Origin of the sequence: Terasakiella brassicae, assembly GCF_014641495.1 — a bacterium.
GTDB lineage: Bacteria > Pseudomonadota > Alphaproteobacteria > Rhodospirillales > Terasakiellaceae > Terasakiella > Terasakiella brassicae.
Genome location: NZ_BMHV01000008.1, coordinates 16,959 through 34,096, shown reverse-complemented (window position 1 = coordinate 34,096; position 17,138 = coordinate 16,959). Strand labels below are relative to the sequence as shown.

Sequence of the window (17,138 nt, the reverse complement as noted above, 5' to 3'; positions counted from 1 at the left end):
TTCTTTCGGTGTTTCTTAGTCCATGCTACTAAAGTAGTAGCGAGGTTTCATAATGGGTACAAACGACAATCAGACCTATGAGGTCCAGATTTATATAAGCGGGCGCTGGCAAGTCCATGCCCGATACCCTTATCACGAACGCATCCTCGCCGTTCGCGAAGCCAAGGATTTGGGCCTTGAAAAAAAAGCCTATCCCGTGCGCGTTGTTCTGGAAGACTACAACCCCAGAACCGGACGTCACGAAGAACGCCTGATCTATAAAAATGGGATCAGCCCTTCCGATGTAGACAAAATTGCCAAAACCAAGCGTGCAAACAGTTGGGCCAATATTGCGGTTTCCAGTAACGGGCGTGTCGGATATCTGAATGAAGATATAGACATGTATCTGGACAGTTCCGAAGATCTGCAAACGGCCCCTAAGGCCAAAGTTTCCGCCCCGATGTTTCTGGGCATCTGGCTGACGATTATCGGCATCGGTGCCGGGGCCGGTGGGGCCGCAACGGCAATGTTATACCTGCTTATTCGCGCCTTTGATATTTCTCAGGCCGACAGTATTCAGAAATTCCTGCTGATGGGGATGTTCGCACTGGTGTTTATGATTGCGGCCAGTTCCAGCTATGCCCATTACACCAACCGTTTCGACCTGAATATTTTCAAAAAACGTATCCGCAAGGCAACACCACCGGAACCGACCAAGATTTCACGCGACATGGCCAAAGCGGCAGAAGCAATTGACAAGGTCAAACCTGTCGTCATCCTGCAGGAAACGGAAAAACAGGATGAAGAATTTAATATTTTTGACTTAAATCCTGCGACCGAAGAAACCGCCCCGCCGACACAGGGCGAAGTCGAATTATCACAAGAAGCCCAGCAACAGAAAATGTTTCTGATCAACTTTTTAGGAACCTGCCTCGGTGCCCTGAAAGGTCCGGACAGCGGTATGGAAAACCTGAACAGGTTCGGGCTCAACATGTTTATGACCGGAGCGGTTTTGCGGCTGGCCAAAGACCACAACCTGCGCGCAGACGAAACACAAGTCATCCTGCACCGTATTATCGAGATGTTAGGGGCCAAACCCGATCAGGCCCAACGGTTTGAAGAAGAATACGAAAAACACCTGCAACATCCCCGTCATTTGGCTTTGTTTGAAGCAAGCGGAAAAATCGCTGCCCGGTTCGCTGATGGTGATCAATCGGCACCGCTTTATATTCGCTCCGTCATGGAAGAATGGGTCAATTGGAAACCTGCTCAGGAAATGCCACAAAACCCCAATTTGTTAACCATTATGTTTACCGACATGGTCGGTTCCACCGATCTGGCCACAAAACATGGGGACTACGCGGCACAAGAAGCCTTGAGAAACCATGACCTTACCGTTCGAACCGCCCTGACCAATTTTGAAGGTAAGGAAGTCAAACATCTTGGGGACGGCATCATGGCATCGTTTCAGGATTGCGATCTGGCTTTACAAGCAGCCATCGAAATTCAAAAACGCGTAGAAGGCAATAACAACGCCAACCCGGAATTCCCCTTCCAACTGAGGATCGGCTTACATATGGGGGAACCGATTAAAAAGAATAACGACTTGTTTGGTTCTGCCGTTCAGTTGGCAGCACGCATTTGTAACAAAGCAGAAGGTAATCAGATTGCAATCTCCCAAGATCTAAAAGATGTCTTTGGTGATCAGCCGGTTTATACCTTTATGGATCAGGGCCTGCAAAAATTAAAAGGGTTTGAACAGCCGCAACCGATCTATCTGCTGGACTGGAAAGCACCGCCCCTTACCTATGAGGACATTCATCTAGAGGAAGTCATTCCCCCGCAAGAAGGTGAGACAGATGACGAAGAAAACTTTCCTGCGCACCTCAGCGCACCTGTCAGCATAGAAGGTATCGCCCCGGACATGAGCGTTCATGTCCTCAAGCCCGCTAAAAAACAGGACACGGGGTTCAATATGGGTTTTCCAATGACCCCGCCCAAGGCAAAACCGGCACAAACACCCGCAGACAACGCCCCTGCAGAACCTACGCCAGATAAAACAAAACAGGCAGATTAAGACCGATCCAATTGATAGGCACGATCATGTTTTAAGGATGGAATTTTCCCGCGCGTTGCCGCCACCGCATCCACATCAATATCGGCAATCAACACACATGGTTCATCTGCCCCTTCAGCCAAAACTTCGCCCCACGGGTTGATGATCAGCGAATGCCCGTATGTTTGGCGGCCCCCTTTATGCTCCCCACACTGCCCGGGTGCAATCACGTAGCAGCCTGTTTCAATGGCGCGTGCACGCAAAAGGACTTTCCAATGAGCCTCGCCCGTTTGCTTGGTGAAAGCGGCAGGAACCGTAATAATATTGGCCCCCGCCTGTGCATAATCGCGATAAAGATGAGGGAAACGGACATCGTAGCAAATGCTCATGCCCAGTGGACCCCACGGGGTTTGCGCCAGAACCGCACGATCCCCACCATCAAATGTGTTGGATTCCCGATAGCTTTCGCCACCGGCCAGATCCACATCGAACAGATGAATTTTATCGTATTGCCCGACAATTTCGCCCTGATCATTCAGCAAAAAACAGCGGTTGGCGACTTTGCCATTTTCCAAACGGACGGCGAGTGACCCGATTAAAATCCAGCTTTTCGTTTCAACGGCTAAATCACGAAAGGCACTCAGGCCGGGGTGTTCGGCTTGCGGATAAGATTTCGCAATAACGTTTTCACCGCCGAATTCCATCATGGCAACATTTTCCGGCAGGCAAATCAGGTGCGCGCCTTGCGCTGCTGCTTCGCGTACCATATCGCCAGCTTTGGCAATATTGGTATCCATATCATTGCTGGCATTTACCTGTACACAGGCGGCTTTGAATAACGTCATTTTCTTCATTCACCTTTTATGAGGCCAATTTCGGGTCCAGTTTTCCGGCGCGGTCCAATGCATACATTTCATCACACCCGCCGATATGTTCATCATTGATAAAAATCTGCGGAACGGTATAGCCCCCGTTGGCCCGCTTCATCATATCCTGTCGCAAATTCGGCGCGGAGTTTACATCAATTTCTTTATATCCCACACCCTTTTCCTGCAACAACGCCTTGGCGCGCAGGCAATAAGGACACGTGCGGGTCGTATATATTTCGATTTTAGTCATTCGTATCTCTGTATCTTGGTCTGTTTGTGTATCTGATATAGCATCATTGACAACTTTTGCCAGATCAAGTTCGCGTGATTGAAGAGATGCGAAAAGCGGTCCAGTTTGCTTAAACGGTTTTATTAGGAAGCACACGGGCCAATGTAACGACACGGACCTCCTTGGCCCCTGCCCCTAATAACGCTTTGGTACAGCCCAAAACGGTCGCACCCGTGGTCATAACATCATCGACCAGTAAAATACGCATCCCTTCGATATCACCAATGATCTGAAAAGCGCCTTGCAAATTTTTTTGCCGGGCCATCCGCGATAAATGACCCTGTACAGGGGTATGGCGGGTACGTTTTAAAAGGGCGGGTTCATAGATTAAAGCACTGCGTTTTGATATTTCAAGGGCCAGCAAGGCCGCCTGATTATATCGCCGTTTCAACAACCTGCGCCAATGCAGGGGAACCGGCACCACCACATCACATTCTTCGATCAAAGACGCCGCACTTTGTACCATCCAACCCGCAAAAGCCGGGGCCAAATCGGTCCGGTCACCATGTTTAAACGCCAAAATCAACCCCCGGGAAAAATCGTCATAGGGGAAAACTGATCGCGCCTGTGCAAATGGTGGCGCACATAATGCACAATCCAGGCACAGGGCACTGTCGGGAACGTCAAATTCAAACGGCAAGCCACAAATCCGGCAACAGGGGGCACTTAAAAAACAGGCCTGTTCCCAACAATCCTGACAAAGGGTATAAGGATCAAGGACGATTTTCTGACAGGAAATGCACCGGGGCGGCAAAAAAAGGTCTAAAACTTTTGAAAATGGTGCCATTTGGGTTTGACCTCACAGGTGTAGCTGCTTATGTGTTGCATTCTCTATGAACGCATGAGGGCTTTTTTTATGTCTGATCTCGAAATCATGAATGTTTTTGACCGCAAAATGGTGCGCGAACACCGCAACCGCGCGGCCCGCGCATGGCAGGATTTCGATTTTCTTCATAAAGAAGTTGCAGACCGCCTATGTGAACGTCTCGACGATGTGGTGCGCGATTTTCCGCTGGCACTGGATATCGGCTGTCATGGCGGTGAAATTGCCGAACTGATGAGCGGGCGCAGTAAAATCGGTCAGTTGATCCAATGCGATCTATCCGATGGCATGATTGGGCGCGCCAAGGACAAAGGCGCAACCTCCGTTGTTGCCGATGAAGAATTTCTTCCCTTTGCGGCTGGAAAGTTTGACCTGATCATGTCGAACCTCAGCCTGCATTGGGTCAATGACCTGCCCGGCACCTTGTTACAAATCAACCGTTGTTTAAAACCGGACGGCCTGTTTATCGGCACCATGTTCGGCATTGAATCTTTGCGCGAACTGCGCCAATCTCTCAGCGATGCGGAAATGGAGGTCGACGGCGGCCTTAGCCCGCGCATCTCGCCGTTTGCCGATGTCCGCGATGCGGGTATGTTGCTGCAACGCGCAGGCTTTACCCTGCCTGTGGTTGATGCCGATGCCATCACCGTTTCCTATGAAAACCCGCTCAAACTGATGAAAGATTTAAAAGGGATGGGCGAGAACAACAAGGTTCTGGAACGGCGCAAAAACCTGACCAAACGCAGCCTGATCTTTAAGGCGGCGCAACGTTATATGGACGAATTTCGTGACGCAGACGGACGTATTCCGGCAACTTTTCAGGTTATGTTTCTGACCGCATGGAAAGCAGACCCCAGCCAACCCCAGCCCCTTAAACCCGGTGCGGCAGCAACAAGTCTGGCAGATGCCCTTGGCGTGCCCGAACATGTTTTGACCGGAGAAACCAAATGAAGTTTGAAACAGACCTGATTAAAGGCAAACTGGTCAAGCGCTACAAACGTTTTATGGCGGATGTGGAACTGGAAAACGGCGATGTGGTTACCGCCCATTGTGCCAATTCCGGATCCATGCTTTCGGTCAAGGAGGCAGGTTCGACTGTTTGGTTGTCGCCCAGCAACAATCCCAAACGTAAACTGAAATATACCTGGGAAATTATCGAGGTGGACGGACAGAACGTTGGCATCAATACCGCCCATCCCAACAAAATTGTCGAAGAAGCCATTCTGGCGGGTCAAGTACAGGAACTTTCCGGTTACGCAACTCTGCGCCGCGAAGTCAAATACGGACAAAATTCCCGCATTGATATTTTGCTGGAAGATGACGCCAAACCAACCTGTTATGTCGAAGTCAAAAACGTCACCCTGCGACGCGGAGACAATGCTGACTTTCCCGATGCCGTGACCTCACGCGGGGCCAAACATCTGCGCGAACTGGGCGATATGGTTGAAGAAGGCCACCGCGCTGTTATGTTCTATCTGGTGCAACGCCCGGATTGTAAGATCATGGATATCGCACGTGATATCGACCCGACCTATGATGCAGAATTAAAGACGGCAATCAAACGCGGCGTCGAAGTTATTTGCTATCAATGTTGCGTTGAAACAGACGAGATTAAAGTGGATAGCCCCCTGCCGGTTGCCTTTTAACGCATTTTGGAATAAATAAAAGGCGAACCTCCATCCGTTTGGAAGAACGCCAGAGATAAAGGAAAAGCACATTGGCCCGTGGACCGATTAAAATTCATAAGCCCGAAGATTTCGAAGGCATGCGCAAGTCAGGCAAGCTGGCCGCTCAGACGCTCGACTTCATTACGCCTTACGTCAAACCGGGGGTGACCACCGGGGAACTGGACAAACTGTGCCATGATTTCATCACCGACCACGGCGCTGTTTGCGCACCGTTGAATTATCGTGGCTTTCCAAAATCCATCTGCACATCGATCAACCATGTGGTCTGCCACGGCATCCCGGGTGACAAAAAACTGATCGAAGGCGACATCGTCAATATTGATGTCACCACCATTCTGGACGGTTGGTACGGCGATACATCGCGCATGTTCCCCGTTGGAAAGACCAAGGTCAGGGCCAACAAACTGATTGATATCACCTATGAATGCCTCATGCTCGGTATCAAAGAAGTCAAACCGGGCGTGCCGCTGAACCGCATTGGACATGCCATCCAGATGCATGCCGAAGCCCAGCGATATTCGGTTGTGCGCGATTTTTGCGGGCATGGTCTGGGCCGCGTTTTCCATGATGCGCCCAATGTTTTACATTACGCCGATGGCAAACCCGATGATGGTCCTGTCCTGCAAGAAGGTATGTTCTTCACCATCGAGCCGATGATCAATGCCGGTAAATTCGATATCAAAATCCTGTCCGATGGCTGGACGGCTGTCACACGCGACCGTTCCCTGTCTGCACAGTTTGAACATTCCATCGGCGTGACCAAAGACGGGTGCGAAATCTTTACCTTGTCGGAAAAAGGCTGGGACAAACCGCCTTATCAATAAAAATCCCTCAAGACCGATCATAGGAAACGATGCGGAACAAAATTCGCATCGTTTTTTATGTCTGTTTGAGGTCTTTAAAGTGAGTGACAAGCCCCATTACATTGGTCATCGTAAACGCCTGCGTGCCCGTTTCCTGAAAACCGGCAGCGAAAGCCTGCACGATTATGAGCTCATTGAACTTCTGCTTTTTGGCGCAATTCCACGCGGTGATGTCAAGCCGCTTGCCAAACGATTGATCACCACATTCGGCAGTTTTGCCGAAGTCATCAGTGCTGATGCCCGCACACTGGGACTGGAAGACGGTTTGGGTGAGGCTGCCGTCTGCGCCCTTAAAATCGCACAAGCCGGTGCCATCCGATTGGCACAAGAACAGGTGATGAATAAGCCTGTTCTATCGTCATGGCAAATGCTGCTGGATTATTGCCGGGCTTCTATGGCCTATCACGGGGTGGAACAGTTTCGCCTGCTGTATCTTAATCGCAAAAACGTGCTGATTGCCGACGAATTGCAACAACGCGGCACCATTGACCATACCCCCGTCTACCCCCGTGAAGTCATAAAACGCGCTCTGGAGCTGGAGGCCTCCGCCCTCATCATGGTGCATAACCATCCCAGCGGGGATACATCTCCCTCCCCTGCCGATATCGACATGACCAAACGTATTAAATCCATTGCCCGACCTTTAAATATCGAAATCCACGACCATGTCATCGTCAGTCGAAAAGGGTATTACAGTTTCAAAAGTACAGGTCTGCTTTAAAAAGGAAAAGCCATGATGGATTCACTTGAAAAATTGATTGCCGCTGTTGTTTTATCTCAAAACACGCTGGACTCAGATCTCTTTATTTCGTTGTTTGACCCCACTTTGCGCGACAGTGTTGATCCTGAGAAAATTCGGGATTTTCAACAGGATCTGCAACAGGCATTTGGTCAGATGCAAGCCCCCGTCCCCTTGGCAAGCCTGTCAAAAAACGGCGCTCCGTGGCACTTATACACCGTGCGTTTCAGCGCCTCTCAAAGCGATTTTCTTTTGAGTATTCTTTTAAAAGATGCCTCCCCTTCCCCACAGGCCTTGGCCATTCACATCTCATAAATCAGGATTTCTCCTTGATTTCGATGCTCTCCCCCGTCATAGGTCTTGGAACAGATTAGAAAAGGATCAAATTTATGGAAAACAACTTTGGAAAACTAGGTGCCAACCAGATCGAAGCCTTGCAAAAAGCTCAACCTATTGTCGATGCTATCCTCAAAGCCCAAGATGACGGTGATTACGACACCTTTTGCAGCTATTTCGAAGGCGCCCTAAAGCAGAACATCACCAAAGACGACTTCCATAAAAACCAGCAAAACATCGAAAATTCAATGGGTAAAGTGATTAAAACCCACTTTGTCACATCATTGAAACGCGCAGGCTTGGTTGGTCTGGTCTATAAATGTAAATTCAGCAAAAGCGACGATGATTTTATGGTCACGATTACATTCAACGATAACTCAGACCCGCTTATGGCAACGGGCATTTGGATTAGCTAAAATTGTTAAACAGCAATTGTTATCTTGCAAACGTAAACACACTCTCTTATAAGTTGTTTTTTTGTTTAAGAGGTAGGTAACAATGAAGAAAGCTCTATTAGCCTTGGGAATCACGTCTTTTTTAACAGCATGCGCATCCCAACCTGATAAGATCAACACCGCTTATGTATCTGACATTCAATACAGAAATTATGACTGTGATCAATTGACAGAGGAAAGCAGGCGAATTTCTTACCGTGTCAATGAATTGTATGGAAATTTAAAAAATAAAGCCGATGCAGACACAGCCCAAATGGGTATCGGCCTTGTATTGTTCTGGCCCACACTATTTTTGCTGGAAGGCGGAGATGGCCCCGAGGCACAAGAGTATGCGCGCCTAAAAGGTGAACAAGAAGCAATTCAGAAAGTTGCTATTAAAAAGAAATGTTCAATCGATTTTACTCCATTAGACCCCAAAAGTGCTCAAGCTAAAAAAGAAGACGTAACGGGAACTGCTAAAAACTAAAATCACTTTATACATATTCTAGTGGTAACTCAGTGGTGCATTTTAGTTTTTCCATCGCGAAAGACGAAGAAACATCACTGAGTTGAACCTGTTCGATCAAACGCTTATAAACCCGGTCATAGGCCTGAATGTCGGGTACAACGACCTTCAGCAAATAATCTACATCACCGCTCATCCGATAAAATTCAACCACTTCATCAATGGAGGCTACAGCTTCGGAAAAAGCCTTAAACCATTCAAGGTCGTGTCGGGCGGTTTTTATCGTCACAAAAACCGTTGTCTTCAGATTTAACTGCGTTTCTTCCAACAAGGCAACCTGCCCTTTGATCACCCCCTGTTTTTCCAGATTTTGTATCCGGCGCCAACACGGTGTGGTGGATAGATTGACCTTTTCAGCCACCTCGCCAATCGATAACGAGGCATCTTTTTGCAACAGGCGTAATATTTTTTTATCTACGGCATCCATGAGGATAATTTTCTTTCAATTTACCAAATTCAGAAAAATCATATCATAGGAGAAATGGAATCCCAGAATCTTTCATTTCCCCTTTTTGACAGATTCCTTTCCCAACAAGAAAAACACAACTGGTATTTCCACTTTTTTCTTTTATTTTTCAATGAACTACAATCAGGTTTTCGCCCCTTGACAGAGAGGGTGCGCATATATATGTTGCGTTGCACTTCGGCTAATGAGTCGAGAAGTGGGGGAAGGCTTGTCTCTTGCGCGTTTTTCTTCTCTGTCTAATGGGAGACTTGAATGAGCGACGACGACAAAAAACTTTCCGAACTGGACCAGTTCGAAACCCGATTGAACGCAGCGCGTGGTAATTCCAAGGCGCCGCGCGGTTTGAAGGCAGCGACCAACGAACCGCCCAAGGGTTTAGGACTAGCCTTGCGTTGCGGTGCAGACCTTGTTTCTGGTTTGGCCGTTGGCGTTGGGATCGGTTATGCGCTGGACACCTATGTGTTCGATACAAAACCGTGGCTAATGGTCTTGTTTTTCTTCTTGGGCGCTGCCGCCGGAATTATGAACGTTTTTCGCACCGTTCAGAGTCTTGATATTGCCGTTGGCTATAAAGAAGATTTTGAAAAGCGCGAAAAGGACGACAATTTAAGGGATTAGCCCAATAGGGCAAAGATGAGGGCACTGTGTCGAACAATCCGCTACATCAGTTTCAAATCAACACCATCGTACCTGTAGAGTTCGCTGGTATTGACGCTTCTTTCACAAACTCCGCCGTTGCAATGGTTGCCACTGTTGCTGTGGTCAGCATTTTCTTGATCATGGGCATGGGCAGTCGCGCACTTGTACCGGGTCGCTGGCAGTCAATGGCTGAGCTGAGCTACTCCTTCGTAGCGGACATGGTCCGGGATAATGTCGGCAATGAAGGCCGCAAATATTTCCCGATCATCTTCTCACTGTTTATGTTCATTCTGTTTGGTAACTTCCTTGGTCTGTTGCCCTACAGCTTCACATTTACAAGTCATGTTGCCGTGACCTTTACCTTGGCGATGGCCGTTTTCATCGGTGTCACGCTGATCGGTATCGCGCGCCACGGCCTGCACTTCTTTACATTCTTCGTACCCGGTGGCGTTCCAGCTGTTATGTTGCCGCTGTTGGTGCCGATTGAAATCATTTCCTACCTGTCCCGTCCGGTTTCCCTGTCCATTCGTTTGTTTGCCAACATGACCGCTGGTCACACAATGATGAAAGTATTCGCTGCCTTCATCGTGCCGCTTGGCTTCCTCGGTGGGTGGGCGCCTTTCGCCGTTGACGTTGCCCTGACAGGTTTTGAGTTTTTGGTGGCGTTCCTGCAAGCCTACGTCTTTGCCGTACTGACTTGCATCTACTTGAACGACTCCATTCACCTGCACTAAGCCTAAGCAACTTGGTACAGGACCTTCGCAGACTTTAAGGGTTTGTTGACTTCAGGTGATGTCGAAGCTCGAACCCTTTAAAGTTTCACTTTTTTACTTTTCTTATAGGACTTAGATCTATGGAACTCGCTGCTGCTAAAATGATCGGTGCTGGTCTGGCTGTAATCGGCCTGTCTGGTGTTGGTGCTGGTATTGGTAACATCTTCTCTTCTCTGATCGGCTCTGTTGCGCGCAACCCTGCTGCCCGTTCACAAGTATTCGGCCTGGCTATGCTTGGCTTCGCACTTGTTGAAGCAGTTGCTTTGTACGCACTGCTCATCTCTTTCCTTATCCTCTTCACCTAAGAGTCGATAATCGAAGTTTCATAGGTCACTGAATTCTCGGTGACCTTTCGAACTTTTTTTGGAAGGAGCGCAATATGCCACAGTTAGATGTGACCACATTTGCCCCGCAAATCGTATGGCTCGTGATCACCTTCTTGGCGATGTATTTCATCATGGCCAAGGTGGCGCTGCCGCGCATTGCCGAGGTACTCGACGAGCGTCAAACACGCATCGACGACAACCTTGCAAAGGCTGCCGCTTTAAAAGTTGAAGCGGAACAAGCTGCTGCTGCTTATGAACAGTCTCTGGCAGAGGCTCGCTCGAAAGCTCAGGACGAAGTAAAAGTCGTGATCGATCAAGCGAACGCTGCTCAGGCCAAAGCTCAGGAAGAGCTGGCGGCCAAGCTGGACAAAAAGCTGGCAGAAGCTGAAGCCCGCATCGCGGACGCAAAAGACAAGGCGCTTGCAAACATCACAGAAGTATCCGCAGATGTCGCTAAGGCAACTGTTGAAAAACTGTCCGGTGTTTCCGTAGACGACGCAGCGGTTAACGCCGCTGTTGCCAAAGCAATGGAGCAAAACTGATGATTAGTGTTGCACACGCTGCCTCTGGTGCAGCTGAACACGCTGACGGCGGTATGCTTCACGATCCCACGTTCTGGGTTGCACTGGCATTCGTCGTTTTGATGGTCTTTGCAGCCAAACCAGTAGGTCGTATACTGGCCACGGCTCTGGACGATCGCGCCGATACGATTAAAGCACAGCTGGACGAAGCCGAAAAACTTCGTGAAGAAGCTCAGAAACTTCTGGCTTCTTACAAACGCAAGCAACAGGAAGCGGAAGAAGAAGCCGCAAAAATCCTGCAGCGTGCAAAAGACGAAGCGGCTCGACTGGAAGCTAAGTCGAAAACCGATCTGGAAAACGCCCTGAAGCGTCGCGAAGCCGCTGCTGAAGCTCGTATTGCACAAGCTGAAGCCTCTGCTATCGCTGAAATTCAGGATCTGGCAACACGTGTTGCAATCTCCGCTGCCGAACAACTGCTCGCAGAAGGGATTTCCGCACAGAAAGCCAATGCCATGATCGATGCTGCTATTGCCGAGTTGCCTTCGCAATTGAGCAACTAAGCATAGCCTTCATCGGCTAATCGCATCTTAAAAAAGAGTCTCCTGATTTATGGAGGCTTATACATTAAGAGGCACGAACATTCTTATGTGTTCGTGCCTCTTTTATTGTCATCAAGGTGTTGCAACACCCTGATGACGGAGTTGGAAGCAGTTGCAGCCACTGGCGGCGTGAACAGTAACGTTCGGAAAAAAGCATAACCCTTTCAACTCCTTTGAGGCTTAGTCGAACCGTTGATGGAGCTTAACGCTCGTGTATAAGAGAGACGAAGCCTATGACTTATACTACCTGTTTTGTCGGCATAAATAAAATTGATGCCTTTGTGCTTGCCGATCTACCTGAACTGGGGCAATTGGATAAAGGGCAAATCGCAAAGCTCGCAGGTGTGGCACCGCTTAATCGTGATGGCGGCACTATGCGAGGCAGAAGGATGATCTCGGGTGGGCGAATGCCGGTCCATAATGCGTTGTATCTGGCAACTCTGCCAGCTGTTCGTTTCAACCCGAAAATGAAAGAGTTTTATAACCGCTTAAGACAACAAGGAAAGCCGGGAAAGGTGGCTCTGATAGCTGTCGCCCGAAAGATGCTTTGCATCATGAAGCCAGAATGCGGGATTGTTATAGCAACGGTGCTTAACTGCAAACACCGTTGCTTTTTTTCCAATAAACGATCTTACTTCTGATATTTTTCGACAAACTGGTCGTAAGCTTCCAATGTTTGCGCGCCATAGATCATGGACGGGCCGCCGCCCATATAAACTGCCATCCCAACAGTTTCCGCCACTTCATCGCGGGTCGCCCCATGACGTAAGGCAGCCTTGACATGAAACGCAATACAACCGTCACAGCGCGTGGTAATCGCAATCGCAATCGCCAGCAATTCTTTGGTTTTCGGGTCGAGAACGCTATCGGCGCTGGCTTTTTCAGCCAGTTGTGTGAATGCGTTCATCGTATCCGGAATCGCTGTACGCAACGTTTTAATCGCGCCTGTCAAATCCTTGGCGATATCGGGATAATTTTTACCCATGATCTATAACTCCATCCGTTTTTAATTTTAGATAGTACTAATATTATGATTATTTGAGAAAATCAACGACAAGATCGTTATCGCAAAGAAATCGCGGCTTCCGATTCATAGATTCGACCCCCGTTTTCATCAGCCCGAACCAGCTTGATATAACCGTAATAGGTTCCTTCCTCCCAATAAAGGGCGGGACGGCGCACCCCGGCATGCAAGGTACGATAGGACTGGTCCTTTTCGATGACATTACTGTAATTCAGGATTTCGGCCCCCCCCGGTCCCTTGATCACATACGTCAGACGGTCACCCTTTTTCACATGCAGGAAGCGTCCCCATAAAAACAATCGTGGAGAACGTACAGACAGGGTTTCATCATCATAAAGCCCTTCGACCAATCCATCATATTTCGGTTGCGATGCAGAAAACCCCATATCAAATATTTCAACCGAACGATAGGGCAGCGCATCCATCACACTTTTTGACCAGAGAGCCTCATCGCCTGCCCGACAGGCATCTTTGCGCGCAATCCCGACGAATGGATCAACAATCGCGCCACGGCGCTTTCCCGATTTAGGATCGGCGTATTCGACTTTAAAATGGAGGTGTGGAAACATCGCACGGCCCGAATTTCCGACAAAACCAAGGATATCACCTTGTTTCACCCCATCGCCTTTTTTCACCCGCACGCTATTTTTGCGCAGATGGCAATATTGGGTAAACCAGCCCTCGCCATGATCAATGCGAACCCCGTTTCCGCATTCTTTATTTGCGATTTGTTCTTTTGGTAATTTACGAAAATCAATGTCTTTCATACGGTCACGAATACCAACGACCACACCATCCAGCGCGGAACGGACAAGGACACCGCCTTGCATGTCGCGAAAGTTACGGATCATAAAATCCGTGCCCTTGTGCCCGTTATAGGTCTGTTCCCCACAGGCATAATCCTTGGCTGTTTCATCACGGGCATGATCCACGTAATTGGCAATCCAGCAATTCCAGCCGATTTCGCATTCCACCGGTAGTATCATCTTGGCAGGCGGCTTGATTTCTCCCGCATAAAGCGGGCCGATCAAGAACAAAAACGTGCTGAGGAATATGTAAATTTTTCTGACTGGCATGATGGTTCGCATTATGAAACATTCTTTTCATTGAAGAAAAGGGGGAATTTTCACTTTAGGGCTTTTTTAGTTCCGTATATAGTGCAGCGCACAAGTTATAAATCAAATATAGGGAATGGAAACCATGGAAGAGCTTTACGGCTACTCATACGATGAAATCGATGTCGGCATGACCGATATTTTCTCTAAAACAGTTACAGAAGCCGATATTATGGCTTATGCAGGGGTTTCCGGCGATACCAACCCGGTGCATCTGAACGAAGAATTTGCTGCACAAACCATGTTCAAGACCCGAATCGCACATGGTATGCTCAGTTCCGGCTTTATCTCAGCCGTCTTTGGCACAAAACTGCCCGGCCCGGGCTGTATTTACATCGCACAAAACCTGAAATTCAAGGCCCCTGTCAAAATTGGCGATACGGTCGTTGCCCGCGTCACCGCCCTTGAAAAAGACGATGCCAAGAAAATGATCAAATTCGAAACCGTCTGTACCGTTGGAGACACCGCCGTAATCACAGGCGATGCCACTATTTTGATCCCGGATCGCGGTTAATCGGTCGGTTTGATGAAATTTCGTTTTTCATTTTTGGTCGGGGCCTGTTTCACGCTTATCGCGTGCGACGGCCCCACCGCAGCCGAAAACCAGACGGTAAACCCGTGGGTCAAAGCTGCACAAAACGGTGTGGAATTTCGCGGTATAGGCAACGAACCACCGTGGATTGTCGAACTTTCTGCCGGTAAAATGGTCTTGCTCACAGGGTATGACAAAAACCGCACAGAACAGCCCTATGTGGTCAATGGCCTGTCTTATTACACACAGGATTATACCATCACCAAAGGCCTTGGCCCCTGCCATGACAGTATGAGTGGCGAAGAATTTAAATTCAGCGTGACCATTCAGTCCGAGCATGAAACGTTAAAAGGCTGCGGACGCGATTTGCGTTAACCTTTGCTGCGAAGCGGGCTATTGCGCCGCCCTTTGCCGCTGTGCGTTGTCATAAACTTTTGCGTTTTGTGTTTTCGCCCGGTGCGTACACCTTCCCCGCCTTTATTGCCAGTGCCTTTCGGCTGCCAACTGGGGACAAGGTGTTTTTTGCCGTTTCCGATCAAATCAGCACGCCCCATATTTTTCAAAGCTTCGCGCAACAGGGGCCAATTTTCCGCATCATGGTAGCGCAAGAACGCCTTATGCAAGCGCCGTTGCTTCAACCCTTTGGCGGTATAAACCCGTTCGCCCCCTTCCCGGCGCACCGGTTTCATGGGGTTGCGTTCAGAATAATACATCGCTGTTGATAACGACATCGGTGTCGGTGTAAAGGCCTGTACCTGATCGGCGCGATATCCATTGCGCTTCAACCACAAGGCCAAATGCATCATATCTTCATCTGAACAACCGGGATGAGCCGCGATAAAGTAAGGGATAAGATACAATTCTTTCCCTGCCTTTTTCGCTGCCATATCAAACATTTGTTTGAATTTATCATAAGACCCGATCCCCGGTTTCATCATTTTGGACAACGGGGCATCTTCGGTATGTTCCGGTGCAATTTTCAGATAGCCGCCGACATGATGGGTGACCAGTTCCTTGACATAGGATGGGCTTTTCACCGCCAAATCGTAACGTAAACCCGATTGGATGGAGATTTTTTTCACCCCGCGCAAATCCCGCGCTTTTCGATAAAGTTCCGTCAGACTGTCATGGTTGGTATTCAGGTTTTTACAGATACTGGGATACACACAGGATAAGCGACGACAGCTTGCCTGAATATCATCATCTTTACAGGCCAAACGATACATATTGGCCGTCGGGCCGCCCAGATCGGAAACCTGTCCCTTAAAATCGGGCATCTTATCGCGCATATCCTCAATTTCTTGCAAAATCGATTCATGGCTGCGGTTTTGAACAATACGGCCCTCGTGTTCGGTAATGGAACAGAACGAACAGCCGCCGAAACAGCCGCGCATAATATTGACGGAAAATTTGATCATCTCCCACGCCGGAATACGCGCGTCCCCATACACAGGGTGCGGACTGCGGGCATAGGGTTGGCCAAAGACCCAATCCATTTCCTTGGTGCTTAAAGGCAAAGGCGGCGGCGTAATCCAGACATCACGTTCGCCATGTGCCTGTACAATCGGACGCGCATTATTGGGATTGCTTTCCACATGCAACACGCGCGAGGCTTGGGCATAAACTTCCTGATCGTCACGCACCGTTTCAAAAGACGGGATGCGCACAACGATTTTTTCATTTTCATGCTTATCACGCGGGGCCGTGTCATCGATGGACGTCATATCGATTTCCTGCCAGTCCGCCATCATGGATGCATCGCGCATCAAGGCACAACCGCGCACATCGAACATGGTTTTCGGATCATCCCCTTTGGCGATACGATGGGCAACCTCGATCAAGGCGCGTTCCGCATTCCCATACAACAGAATATCCGCTTTGCTATCGACCAGAACAGACCGACGGACCTTGTCCGACCAGTAATCAAAATGGGCAATACGGCGCAAAGATGCCTCAATCCCGCCAATCACAATTGGCACTTTTTTATAAGCTTCACGTACCCGTTGGGAATAGACGATCACCGCCCGGTCCGGGCGTTTGCCCCCTTCATCGTTCGGGGTATAACTGTCATTGGAACGGATACGACGATCTGCCGTATAACGGTTGACCAGACTGTCCATATTCCCTGCCGTAATCCCGAAAAACAGATTTGGCTTCCCCAAGACCTTGAACGGGTCCGGTCCCTGCCAGTCGGGCTGGGCGATAATACCAACGCGAAAGCCCTGTGCCTCCAACGTGCGACCAATGACCGCCATGCCAAAACTGGGATGATCGATATAGGCATCCCCGGTCACCAGAATAATGTCGCAACTGTCCCAGCCCAAAAGATCCATTTCTTCGCGCGACATCGGCAAAAACGGGGCCGTACCAAAACGGTGCGCCCAGTATTTGCGATAGCTCATCAGCTCTTTTGGTGTTTCACGAACAGGTGTATCGGGCATGGTTCAAACGCTTTTGTTCACAGGTAAGGGAATTCGCAGTCTTCTAACGCGAATGGTTCCAGACTTCCAGATAAATCCGACTAATCCCCTCGGTTTTCAA

Annotated in this window: 22 protein-coding genes and 1 pseudogene; 16 read left to right on the top strand and 7 right to left on the bottom strand. The window is 49.0% G+C overall.

What is annotated here, in order from left to right; translation table 11 throughout:
- Window positions 1-52: 52 nt before the first annotated feature.
- On the top strand, window positions 53-2,056 hold the full coding sequence (locus IEW74_RS07005) for an adenylate/guanylate cyclase domain-containing protein (protein ID WP_188663152.1): 2,004 nt from the start codon (window positions 53-55) through the stop codon (window positions 2,054-2,056).
- On the opposite strand, the gene IEW74_RS07000 is transcribed toward IEW74_RS07005, so the two are convergent.
- The 3 genes from IEW74_RS07000 to IEW74_RS06990 all read right to left on the bottom strand — a co-directional run bounded on the left by IEW74_RS07000 (window position 2,053) and on the right by IEW74_RS06990 (window position 3,980).
- Window positions 2,053-2,880 carry a carbon-nitrogen hydrolase family protein gene (locus IEW74_RS07000; RefSeq protein WP_188663150.1) on the bottom strand — a complete coding sequence of 276 codons (828 nt, stop codon included), beginning with the start codon at window positions 2,878-2,880 and terminating at the stop codon, window positions 2,053-2,055. The genes IEW74_RS07005 and IEW74_RS07000 overlap by 4 nt on opposite strands.
- A gap of 16 nt (window positions 2,881-2,896) precedes the next feature.
- Window positions 2,897-3,154, bottom strand: a complete 258-nt coding sequence (gene grxC / locus IEW74_RS06995) for a glutaredoxin 3 (protein ID WP_188663147.1) — start codon at window positions 3,152-3,154, stop codon at window positions 2,897-2,899.
- Between the two features lie 109 nt (window positions 3,155-3,263).
- Window positions 3,264-3,980, bottom strand: a complete 717-nt coding sequence (locus tag IEW74_RS06990) for a ComF family protein (RefSeq protein ID WP_188663145.1) — start codon at window positions 3,978-3,980, stop codon at window positions 3,264-3,266.
- 69 nt (window positions 3,981-4,049) lie between these two features.
- Here IEW74_RS06990 and IEW74_RS06985 point away from each other — a divergent pair, with 69 nt between their 5' ends.
- From IEW74_RS06985 to IEW74_RS06955, 7 genes are all read left to right on the top strand, one after another.
- Window positions 4,050-4,967: a methyltransferase domain-containing protein gene (locus IEW74_RS06985; protein WP_188663143.1), complete on the top strand. Its 918-nt coding sequence runs from the start codon at window positions 4,050-4,052 to the stop codon at window positions 4,965-4,967.
- On the top strand, window positions 4,964-5,662 hold the full coding sequence (gene sfsA, locus IEW74_RS06980; RefSeq protein ID WP_188663141.1) for a DNA/RNA nuclease SfsA: 699 nt from the start codon (window positions 4,964-4,966) through the stop codon (window positions 5,660-5,662). Before IEW74_RS06985 ends, sfsA begins: the two co-directional genes overlap by 4 nt.
- 71 nt (window positions 5,663-5,733) lie before the next feature.
- Entirely contained in the window at window positions 5,734-6,528 is a 795-nt protein-coding gene (gene map, locus IEW74_RS06975) for a type I methionyl aminopeptidase (protein ID WP_188663139.1), read from the top strand.
- A gap of 79 nt (window positions 6,529-6,607) precedes the next feature.
- On the top strand, window positions 6,608-7,288 hold the full coding sequence (gene radC / locus IEW74_RS06970; RefSeq protein ID WP_229734265.1) for a RadC family protein: 681 nt from the start codon (window positions 6,608-6,610) through the stop codon (window positions 7,286-7,288).
- Between the two features lie 12 nt (window positions 7,289-7,300).
- Window positions 7,301-7,621: a hypothetical protein gene (locus IEW74_RS06965; protein ID WP_188663136.1), complete on the top strand. Its 321-nt coding sequence runs from the start codon at window positions 7,301-7,303 to the stop codon at window positions 7,619-7,621.
- A 74-nt stretch (window positions 7,622-7,695) separates the two neighbouring features.
- Complete coding sequence (locus IEW74_RS06960; protein WP_188663134.1) at window positions 7,696-8,058, top strand: DUF3887 domain-containing protein; 363 nt, start codon at window positions 7,696-7,698, stop codon at window positions 8,056-8,058.
- 82 nt (window positions 8,059-8,140) lie between these two features.
- On the top strand, window positions 8,141-8,563 hold the full coding sequence (locus IEW74_RS06955) for a metal ABC transporter ATP-binding protein (protein WP_188663132.1): 423 nt from the start codon (window positions 8,141-8,143) through the stop codon (window positions 8,561-8,563).
- Window positions 8,564-8,570: 7 nt separating this feature from the next.
- Here IEW74_RS06955 and IEW74_RS06950 read toward each other — a convergent pair whose 3' ends face one another.
- The gene (locus IEW74_RS06950; protein WP_188663130.1) at window positions 8,571-9,029 is read right to left on the bottom strand and encodes an Lrp/AsnC family transcriptional regulator; all 459 of its coding nucleotides are present in this window, start codon (window positions 9,027-9,029) and stop codon (window positions 8,571-8,573) included.
- Window positions 9,030-9,320: 291 nt separating this feature from the next.
- Between IEW74_RS06950 and IEW74_RS06945 the strand changes: the two genes are divergently transcribed.
- The 6 genes and pseudogenes from IEW74_RS06945 to IEW74_RS06920 form a co-directional block, all read left to right on the top strand.
- Window positions 9,321-9,686 carry an AtpZ/AtpI family protein gene (locus IEW74_RS06945; RefSeq protein ID WP_188663128.1) on the top strand — a complete coding sequence of 122 codons (366 nt, stop codon included), beginning with the start codon at window positions 9,321-9,323 and terminating at the stop codon, window positions 9,684-9,686.
- Between the two features lie 26 nt (window positions 9,687-9,712).
- On the top strand, window positions 9,713-10,441 hold the full coding sequence (locus tag IEW74_RS06940; protein ID WP_188663126.1) for a F0F1 ATP synthase subunit A: 729 nt from the start codon (window positions 9,713-9,715) through the stop codon (window positions 10,439-10,441).
- Window positions 10,442-10,560: 119 nt separating this feature from the next.
- Complete coding sequence (locus tag IEW74_RS06935; RefSeq protein ID WP_069189405.1) at window positions 10,561-10,785, top strand: ATP synthase subunit C family protein; 225 nt, start codon at window positions 10,561-10,563, stop codon at window positions 10,783-10,785.
- A 74-nt stretch (window positions 10,786-10,859) separates the two neighbouring features.
- Window positions 10,860-11,348, top strand: coding sequence for a F0F1 ATP synthase subunit B family protein (locus IEW74_RS06930; protein WP_188663124.1), 489 nt, complete (start codon window positions 10,860-10,862; stop codon window positions 11,346-11,348).
- Complete coding sequence (locus tag IEW74_RS06925) at window positions 11,348-11,887, top strand: F0F1 ATP synthase subunit B family protein (RefSeq protein ID WP_188663122.1); 540 nt, start codon at window positions 11,348-11,350, stop codon at window positions 11,885-11,887. Before IEW74_RS06930 ends, IEW74_RS06925 begins: the two co-directional genes overlap by 1 nt.
- A gap of 317 nt (window positions 11,888-12,204) precedes the next feature.
- A pseudogene (locus IEW74_RS06920) lies at window positions 12,205-12,567 on the top strand (transposase); the annotation flags it as partial.
- On the opposite strand, the gene IEW74_RS06915 reads toward IEW74_RS06920, so the two are convergent.
- Together IEW74_RS06915 and IEW74_RS06910 are read right to left on the bottom strand one after the other, a co-directional pair.
- Window positions 12,558-12,911 carry a carboxymuconolactone decarboxylase family protein gene (locus tag IEW74_RS06915; RefSeq protein ID WP_188663118.1) on the bottom strand — a complete coding sequence of 118 codons (354 nt, stop codon included), beginning with the start codon at window positions 12,909-12,911 and terminating at the stop codon, window positions 12,558-12,560. The pseudogene IEW74_RS06920 and the gene IEW74_RS06915 overlap by 10 nt on opposite strands.
- 77 nt (window positions 12,912-12,988) lie before the next feature.
- Window positions 12,989-14,026, bottom strand: coding sequence for a M23 family metallopeptidase (locus IEW74_RS06910; protein WP_188663116.1), 1,038 nt, complete (start codon window positions 14,024-14,026; stop codon window positions 12,989-12,991).
- A gap of 124 nt (window positions 14,027-14,150) precedes the next feature.
- Between IEW74_RS06910 and IEW74_RS06905 the strand changes: the two genes are divergently transcribed.
- Both IEW74_RS06905 and IEW74_RS06900 read left to right on the top strand, forming a co-directional pair.
- Window positions 14,151-14,579 (top strand): MaoC family dehydratase, encoded by a 429-nt coding sequence (locus IEW74_RS06905; protein WP_373283790.1) that lies wholly within the window; start codon window positions 14,151-14,153, stop codon window positions 14,577-14,579.
- Between the two features lie 12 nt (window positions 14,580-14,591).
- Complete coding sequence (locus IEW74_RS06900) at window positions 14,592-14,972, top strand: hypothetical protein (RefSeq protein WP_188663112.1); 381 nt, start codon at window positions 14,592-14,594, stop codon at window positions 14,970-14,972.
- On the opposite strand, the gene IEW74_RS06895 is transcribed toward IEW74_RS06900, so the two are convergent.
- Window positions 14,969-16,999, bottom strand: coding sequence for a YgiQ family radical SAM protein (locus tag IEW74_RS06895; RefSeq protein ID WP_229734268.1), 2,031 nt, complete (start codon window positions 16,997-16,999; stop codon window positions 14,969-14,971). The genes IEW74_RS06900 and IEW74_RS06895 overlap by 4 nt on opposite strands.
- Window positions 17,000-17,138: the final 139 nt, after the last annotated feature.

Coding starts and splice junctions, on each gene's coding strand:
- IEW74_RS06915 (WP_188663118.1), bottom strand. CDS start 12,911: ATGGGTAAAAATTATCCCGATATCGCCAAGGATTTGACAGGCGCGATT.
- IEW74_RS06935 (WP_069189405.1), top strand. CDS start 10,561: ATGGAACTCGCTGCTGCTAAAATGATCGGTGCTGGTCTGGCTGTAATC.
- grxC (WP_188663147.1), bottom strand. CDS start 3,154: ATGACTAAAATCGAAATATATACGACCCGCACGTGTCCTTATTGCCTG.
- IEW74_RS06960 (WP_188663134.1), top strand. CDS start 7,696: ATGGAAAACAACTTTGGAAAACTAGGTGCCAACCAGATCGAAGCCTTG.
- IEW74_RS06955 (WP_188663132.1), top strand. CDS start 8,141: ATGAAGAAAGCTCTATTAGCCTTGGGAATCACGTCTTTTTTAACAGCA.
- IEW74_RS06905 (WP_373283790.1), top strand. CDS start 14,151: ATGGAAGAGCTTTACGGCTACTCATACGATGAAATCGATGTCGGCATG.
- IEW74_RS07005 (WP_188663152.1), top strand. CDS start 53: ATGGGTACAAACGACAATCAGACCTATGAGGTCCAGATTTATATAAGC.
- IEW74_RS06900 (WP_188663112.1), top strand. CDS start 14,592: ATGAAATTTCGTTTTTCATTTTTGGTCGGGGCCTGTTTCACGCTTATC.
- IEW74_RS06990 (WP_188663145.1), bottom strand. CDS start 3,980: ATGGCACCATTTTCAAAAGTTTTAGACCTTTTTTTGCCGCCCCGGTGC.
- IEW74_RS07000 (WP_188663150.1), bottom strand. CDS start 2,880: ATGACGTTATTCAAAGCCGCCTGTGTACAGGTAAATGCCAGCAATGAT.
- IEW74_RS06930 (WP_188663124.1), top strand. CDS start 10,860: ATGCCACAGTTAGATGTGACCACATTTGCCCCGCAAATCGTATGGCTC.
- sfsA (WP_188663141.1), top strand. CDS start 4,964: ATGAAGTTTGAAACAGACCTGATTAAAGGCAAACTGGTCAAGCGCTAC.
- IEW74_RS06965 (WP_188663136.1), top strand. CDS start 7,301: ATGATGGATTCACTTGAAAAATTGATTGCCGCTGTTGTTTTATCTCAA.
- IEW74_RS06945 (WP_188663128.1), top strand. CDS start 9,321: ATGAGCGACGACGACAAAAAACTTTCCGAACTGGACCAGTTCGAAACC.
- IEW74_RS06985 (WP_188663143.1), top strand. CDS start 4,050: ATGTCTGATCTCGAAATCATGAATGTTTTTGACCGCAAAATGGTGCGC.
- IEW74_RS06925 (WP_188663122.1), top strand. CDS start 11,348: ATGATTAGTGTTGCACACGCTGCCTCTGGTGCAGCTGAACACGCTGAC.
- IEW74_RS06910 (WP_188663116.1), bottom strand. CDS start 14,026: ATGCCAGTCAGAAAAATTTACATATTCCTCAGCACGTTTTTGTTCTTG.
- IEW74_RS06950 (WP_188663130.1), bottom strand. CDS start 9,029: ATGGATGCCGTAGATAAAAAAATATTACGCCTGTTGCAAAAAGATGCC.
- IEW74_RS06895 (WP_229734268.1), bottom strand. CDS start 16,999: ATGAGCTATCGCAAATACTGGGCGCACCGTTTTGGTACGGCCCCGTTT.